This is a genomic window from Aureimonas ureilytica (assembly GCF_001475935.1).
In the GTDB taxonomy this organism is placed as follows: Bacteria; Pseudomonadota; Alphaproteobacteria; order Rhizobiales; family Rhizobiaceae; genus Aureimonas; species Aureimonas ureilytica_A.
The window spans coordinates 79,698-85,697 of sequence record NZ_LDQA01000016.1; the positions used below are offsets into that span (position 1 = coordinate 79,698).

A 6,000-nucleotide genomic window follows, 5' to 3' on the forward strand; every position below is an offset into this window, starting at 1 on the left:
TACGCTAACCGATCGTTGACGCGGCACAAGCCATTTGTGTGAGGAATTTTCGCTTTGTTTTCTCTGCTGGTTTCCCTTCGGTCTCTCGTCTGATGCCCGCGGAAAACGTCCGGTCGCGCGTCTGGAACCTTGCTCACGGCCGAAGCCTGGAGCTCGGATCGCAATCCGTGCTTATGGGAATCCTCAATGTGACGCCTGACAGCTTTTCCGACGGAGGTGCCTATCGCGGCGACGTGTCGCGGGCTGTGGATGCGGCTTTGAGAATGATCGAGGAAGGGGCGGCGATCATAGATGTCGGAGGAGAGTCGACCCGTCCCGGCGCCGAGCCGGTGGAAGCGGAAGAAGAGCGCCGCCGTGTTCTGCCTGTCATCGAAGCCTTGGCGTCACGGTCGGATTGCCTGATCTCGATCGACACCTATCGCAGCGAAACGGCCCGGGCCGCCGTCCAAACCGGGGCCCATATCGTCAACGACGTTTGGGGCGCTCAGCGCGATCCCGCCATTGCGGAAGTCGCGGCGACGACCGGGGCAGGGCTGTGCCTGATGCACACGGGGCGCGAGCGCGTTCGCGGGTCCGATGCGATCGCGGATCAATTCCAATTTCTGGAAACGTCGCTGCGAATTGCCGCAGATGCCGGCGTCTCGACCGCGCAGATCGTGCTCGATCCCGGTTTCGGGTTTGGCAAAGATGCCGCGGAGAATATAAATCTGATGATGCGGCTCGATGAGCTGAAAGCTTTCGGATACCCGCTTCTGGTCGGCACGTCCCGTAAGCGTTTCGTGCGCTCGACCTTGGGTCATGGAGAAGCGGACGCGGATGTCGCAACGGCTGCGACCAGCGTTCTCCTGCGAGAGCGGGGCGCAGCCATCTTCCGCGTTCACCGGATCGGTCCGAACCGGGATGCATTGGCTATGGTGGACGCAGGGCTTCACGCGATGGCGATGGCCAAATGATGAGGTCTGTCTGGATCGGTCTGGGTGGAAATCTCGGTGATCCACAGCGCCAGATGGGAGAAGCCCTTCGGGCCTTGGATACGCGAGGCGACGTCTCTGTCGTCGCCGTCTCGTCACTCTATCGCACGCCCCCTTGGGGGCTGACAGAGCAGCCGGATTTCCTGAACTGCTGCGCGGGGCTCGAAACGAACCTGCCGCCCGATGCCGTATTGCGCATCTGCCTCGACGTCGAGCGCCAGCTTCATCGCGAGCGCGGTGTGCGTTGGGGTCCGCGCACGATCGACATCGATCTGCTGGATTATGACGGGTTGGTGACCGAGACCGAGGAACTCGTTCTCCCGCATCCTCGAATGACGGAGCGCGCCTTCGTTCTCGTCCCGCTGGCCGAGATCGCCCCCGAACTCGAGATAGCAGGTCGGTCGGCCGCCGCCTGGAGGGACGCAGTTGAGCGCGGCGATATTCTCCAGTTGCAAACTGATCCGGATTGGTGGCGAACCGAACGGTCGATCGGCGATTAGTCGATCGACGCGCGCTTGACGGTTTCGTCGCGCTTCAGATGCATTCCGATCACCGGCACCAGCTCATTGGCGACCTGCACGGAGATCGTGACGTTCAGCTTGTCCTTACCGTCGATGCGCGCCACCATCGCGCCCTTCAACTGCTTGCGGTCAAGGCCAACCGTGATCTTGTCGCCCGCCACGTCTCCCGACACGATGTCGAGGCCCTTGCCGGCGGAGCCGTCGAGGAAGGAGCCCTTGTAGGAGGAGCCGCCCTTGATGAAGGTCGCCGACATGGGTTGTGAGAACATGCCAACGCGGCATGAGCCATCCAGCGACATGCCGACATCCTTCATCGGCTTGGCACCGGTCAGATCGCAGACGAACTTCGTGCCTTTATACTTGCCGGCGACGATCTCGCCCGGGCCGCTCCAGCGGCCGAAGACGTTCTGAAAAAAGGCCTCGTCCTTGTCCGCGGCCGAAACGGGCGCGGATGCGCCGGACAGAACCAGAAGAGCGAGGCTGGCAGCGAAGGGGCGAACCATGGAAGACCTTCCGGAGTGTTCGGGAAGCGGATCGATACCCCCTTTTATCACGCCGGAGGGTTAATCAAACCTTTCGCCAAACCGTCCAAACGCTCACTGTTGCCGGAATACCTCAGCGCGACGTTTCGCCCGACCCCGGTGTAAGGTCGCGCAAGAAGTCTCCGATCTTCGGCCTTTGAACCGAGAGGAAGGGAAGCGGGCGGCACAGGTCCATCGCGGCCAGACCCACCCGCGCCGTCAGCAATCCGTTGACGACGCCTTCGCCGAGCTTCGAGGAAAGACGCGCGGCGAGCCCGTGGCCGACGACCTGCTGGACCAGACTGTCCCCCACCGCAATGGAGCCCGTCACCGCGAGATGAGCCAGCACATCCCGCGTCAGACGGACAAGACCGATCGTGCCGGGGCGCGCGCCATAGAGTTCGGACACCATACGAATGACACGCAGCGTCTCGAACAGGACGAAGGCGAGATCGACGACGGCACGGGGGCTGACGGCGGTGACGACCGACACCCGCTTGGACGACGCCAGAACCAGCGCTCGCGCTTTCGCATCTAGAGGCAGAAGCAATTCGCGTTCAGCCAGGCCGATGAGATCCCGTCCGTCGATAATATCGTCGGCCGTATCCTTCAGGCGCGCTCGGCCGCCGGCGGTTTCCGGGCGGCTCGATAGGATGGAGACAAGCCGCGAAACGACAGAGCGGGCCTTCCGTTCGTCATCCGTGCGATACGCCTCCAGACCCTCGCGACGTTCCTTCTCGACGGTGTTGAGGCGAAGGAGACCGCGCACTTCACGCCCGATCACGCCCAGCAGCCCGAACAGGGCTACCGCACTCAGTCCGAGAGCCAGCCAGCCCAGCCAATCGGCCCGCGCGAAAAGATCGCGGATGAAAGCGTCGAGAGCCAAGCCGAAGGCGAGAGAGACGATCGCGCTCAACGCACCGAGGAAGATATTGCCAAAGGAAAAGCCGCGGCGCCGTCTCGCTGTTGCGGACGCCGCGTCCAGAGCCTTGGCCGCTTCCATTTCCAAGGCTTCATCGGGCTCGATCGTGATCCGCTGAAGATCGGCGATCGCTCGCGGCGCGCGTGACGGCTCCTCGCGCGGTGGAGCCAGCGTCGAAGCTGGATCGATGCGGAAAGCTGCGGGGCGTCGGGGCGTGTCCTCGCTCATGCGAGACGATCTCCGATCAGGAACTGAAGGGCCCGGTCAAGCCGGATATGGGGCAGAGAGAGAAGCAAGCCGTCCTCCGTCCGCTCCAGCCGCGGCGGGCGGAAGCGAACGAAGCTCACGGGTGGCTGGCGGTTCGCTGCGGGTTGGCTGTCCCGCAACAACCGGCCGGGATCGTCTGGCAGATCTCCGGGGAAAATCGCCGTCTCGGTGTCTCCGTCGAAGCGCTCGCCGCCGATTTCCTCGCCGTGGATGGGCGTGCCGACAATGACAGGAAGGGTTTCACCGCGATCGGATACGCTTGCCTCGCGCGTGGCACGAATCGCGGCCATGGCGATCACGTCGGTCTGCGCGCCCGAAAAATTCGCGCGGGTCATCGCATCCTGCACCAACCGGCGAACGATGTTTTCCAGCTTCTGGTGATCGCCACGATGCAGATGATCGGCCTTTGTCGCGGCCACCAGAATGCGGTCGATCCGCCGTGTCAGGAACGAGCCGAGCCAGCTCGATCGTCCGGGGCGGAAGCAGGAGAGAATGTCGGAGAGGGCGAGTTCCAGATCGCGCACGGCTTCCGGGCCGGCATTGATCGCTTGAAGCGCGTCGATCAGAAGGATCTGCCGGTCCAACCGCGCGAAATGCTCGCGAAAGAAGGGTTTGACGACCACCGTCTTGTAGGCCTCGTACCGCCGGGCATGAAGCGCGCCGAAGCTGCCCTTCTCGTATAGGGTTCCGGCTTCGAGAGGCAGCGGCGCGAAGGTCAGCGCTGGCGAGCCTTCGAGATCGCCGGGCATCAGGAACCGCCCCGGAGGAAGCGTCGAAAGTGCCGTGCGATCGGCGCGGCAGGCTCGCAGATAATCCGCGAAGGTCGAGGCAAGGCGAAGGCTTGTCGGCTCGTCGGCCGGAGCGTGCAGGTCGAGGCCCTCGACGAGGTCCAGAAACGGTCGGGCGATTGCCGCGCGCGAGGGCAGGCGGGCGCGTTCGAGCGACTCGCGCGAGAAGTCCTCGAAACTCTTGTCGATCAGCGGAAGGTCCAGCAGCCATTCGCCGGGATAGTCCACGATATCGACCGAAAGCTTGCCCGCGGAGAAGAAGCGTGACCAACCGGACGCCGACTCGAATTCGATCGTCAACCGAAGCTCCGAGATGGCCCTTGTCGATTGCGGCCAGAGGCGGTCGGTCAGGACCGCGCGCAGATGCTCCTCGTACTGGAAGCGGGGAACAGCGTCGTCTGGCTGCTCCTCCAGAAAGGCGCGACGAATTCGTCCGCTCGCCTGCGCTTCGAAAAGCGGGAGGCGTCCCCCGTGAACGAGGTTGTGGACGAGGGAGGTGATGAAGACTGTCTTGCCCGCCCGAGACAGGCCGGCAACCCCAAGCCGCAGGTTGGGATGAAACAGACCCGCCCCGCGATCGGTCAGGTTGTCGAAAACGATTCGCGCTTCGTCGGCAAGGGAGGTCATGAAAGCGGCGGGAGCCTCGATGTCGGTTGAGCGTCCATATAAGGATGCACAACCGGTTCGAAAGCCCATCGATCCGCTACCGTTCCAGTCTCGAGCGATTCGCCTTGAACGGTCGATACGCCCTCGTGTTTTGCACTGCGAAGCCGTTCGTAAACCCTTGAGTGTGGTTGGATCGGGTGGGTATCAAGACGATCCGACGCTTCCCGCGCCGCTCAATACGTGTTGTCGGGATCAAAACTCGTTATCTGACGCAAGCTTAGGCGCGACCAACGCGTTACCTCATCGGTGCGCGAGACGCTTGTTCGGTGCCGACGGCATGGTTATAAGCGCCCCAACTTGGCTTGGAGGTGGCATATGAGCGAAACCTTACCCATTGGAACTGGCGTTCCTGAGGACGGGCCGTTCATGAACGACCGGCAGAAGGAATATTTCCGCCGTAAGCTCCTGGCTTGGAAGAATGACATTCTCCGCGAAGCCAAGGAGACTCTGGACGCCTTGGCGACGGAAAACGCCAATCAGGCCGACGCGGCGGACCGGGCGTCGTCGGAGACCGATCGCTCGATCGAGCTTCGGGCTCGTGATCGCCAGAGAAAGCTGATTTCCAAAATCGACGCCGCGCTGGAGCGGATCGAAGATGGAACCTATGGTTACTGTGAAGAAACGGGTGAGCCGATCAGTCTGAAACGGCTGGACGCGCGCCCTATCGCGACCATGACGCTAGAAGCACAGGAACGACACGAACGCCGCGAGAAGGTTTATCGCGACGAATGACGAGGCTACGCTGCGCAAACGATCGCAGCTGCACTCGAACGGGATAGCCACAACAAAAAAAGCGGGCTGCTGAATGCGGCCCGCTTTTTTTGTTGTTCGATGGAGAAAAGGACTGGGATTTGACTCCACAGTCCCGCTTGCTTGTCAGCGCCGATCCGGCGAGACGTCTAAGCTAAAGTCGTGGAGCAGCCGCTCCATCTCTTCTTCGAGCGTTAGATTGCGTTCCGCCTTTGGCGCATCGGCGATCGTTGGGCTTGTCGCAGGGCTTTCCGGCGGCTTGGGAGCCATCGGGGGCGCTTCGGGTGGTTTCGCCTGCGCCAGGGCGTCGATGACGGGAGCGGCCGTAGGAGCTGGCCGAGGCTCCATCGTCGGTGGTGACGCCGGGGCCATGCTCGGCGGCAAGGGCGTCGTGCGACGGGATTGGATCGTCGAAGCGAAGCTTCGAACCGTCAATGGCGCTGGGCCTTCGGCTAATGGCGCTTCCGTTCCCCTTGGCTCCATCGGCTCGGCGTTCTGCCTCATCCGATCCGACGGGTCGCGCGCAGGCGGACTCGACGAAGGCTCGATCGCGAGCGGCGAGGTCGGCGTCAGGGTGGGCTCGGTGCGAACAGG

General features: G+C 62.9%; 7 protein-coding genes. 4 read left to right on the forward strand and 3 right to left on the reverse strand.

From position 1 onward, the window contains the following. Nucleotides 1-92 precede the first annotated feature (92 nt). Together folP and folK are read left to right on the forward strand one after the other, a co-directional pair. A complete protein-coding gene (gene folP / locus NS365_RS07150) occupies nt 93-953 on the forward strand; it encodes a dihydropteroate synthase (protein WP_058599594.1) in 861 nt (286 codons plus the stop codon). Further along, nucleotides 953-1,471, forward strand: a complete 519-nt coding sequence (gene folK / locus NS365_RS07155) for a 2-amino-4-hydroxy-6-hydroxymethyldihydropteridine diphosphokinase (RefSeq protein WP_082684485.1) — start codon at nt 953-955, stop codon at nt 1,469-1,471. Before folP ends, folK begins: the two co-directional genes overlap by 1 nt. On the opposite strand, the gene NS365_RS07160 is transcribed toward folK, so the two are convergent. The 3 genes from NS365_RS07160 to NS365_RS07170 form a co-directional block, all read right to left on the reverse strand. Continuing rightward, on the reverse strand, nt 1,468-1,995 hold the full coding sequence (locus NS365_RS07160) for a hypothetical protein (protein ID WP_058599596.1): 528 nt from the start codon (nt 1,993-1,995) through the stop codon (nt 1,468-1,470). The genes folK and NS365_RS07160 overlap by 4 nt on opposite strands. A 112-nt stretch (nt 1,996-2,107) precedes the next feature. Continuing rightward, nucleotides 2,108-3,163, reverse strand: coding sequence for a YcjF family protein (locus tag NS365_RS07165; RefSeq protein WP_058599597.1), 1,056 nt, complete (start codon nt 3,161-3,163; stop codon nt 2,108-2,110). Further along, complete coding sequence (locus NS365_RS07170; protein ID WP_058599598.1) at nt 3,160-4,617, reverse strand: YcjX family protein; 1,458 nt, start codon at nt 4,615-4,617, stop codon at nt 3,160-3,162. The genes NS365_RS07165 and NS365_RS07170 overlap by 4 nt, the downstream gene beginning before the upstream one ends. A 354-nt stretch (nt 4,618-4,971) precedes the next feature. On the opposite strand from NS365_RS07170, the gene dksA reads away from it, so the two are divergent. Continuing rightward, entirely contained in the window at nt 4,972-5,388 is a 417-nt protein-coding gene (gene dksA / locus NS365_RS07175) for an RNA polymerase-binding protein DksA (protein ID WP_058599599.1), read from the forward strand. Between the two features lie 328 nt (nt 5,389-5,716). Continuing rightward, a partial coding sequence (locus NS365_RS24765) for a hypothetical protein (RefSeq protein WP_206612119.1) occupies nt 5,717-6,000 on the forward strand: 284 nt, incomplete at its 3' end.

Excerpts from the sequence above, each read along its gene's own strand:
- NS365_RS07160 (WP_058599596.1), bottom strand. The coding sequence starts at position 1,995 with ATGGTTCGCCCCTTCGCTGCCAGCCTCGCTCTTCTGGTTCTGTCCGGC.
- folK (WP_082684485.1), top strand. The coding sequence starts at position 953 with ATGAGGTCTGTCTGGATCGGTCTGGGTGGAAATCTCGGTGATCCACAG.
- NS365_RS07165 (WP_058599597.1), bottom strand. The coding sequence starts at position 3,163 with ATGAGCGAGGACACGCCCCGACGCCCCGCAGCTTTCCGCATCGATCCA.
- NS365_RS07170 (WP_058599598.1), bottom strand. The coding sequence starts at position 4,617 with ATGACCTCCCTTGCCGACGAAGCGCGAATCGTTTTCGACAACCTGACC.
- folP (WP_058599594.1), top strand. The coding sequence starts at position 93 with ATGCCCGCGGAAAACGTCCGGTCGCGCGTCTGGAACCTTGCTCACGGC.
- dksA (WP_058599599.1), top strand. The coding sequence starts at position 4,972 with ATGAGCGAAACCTTACCCATTGGAACTGGCGTTCCTGAGGACGGGCCG.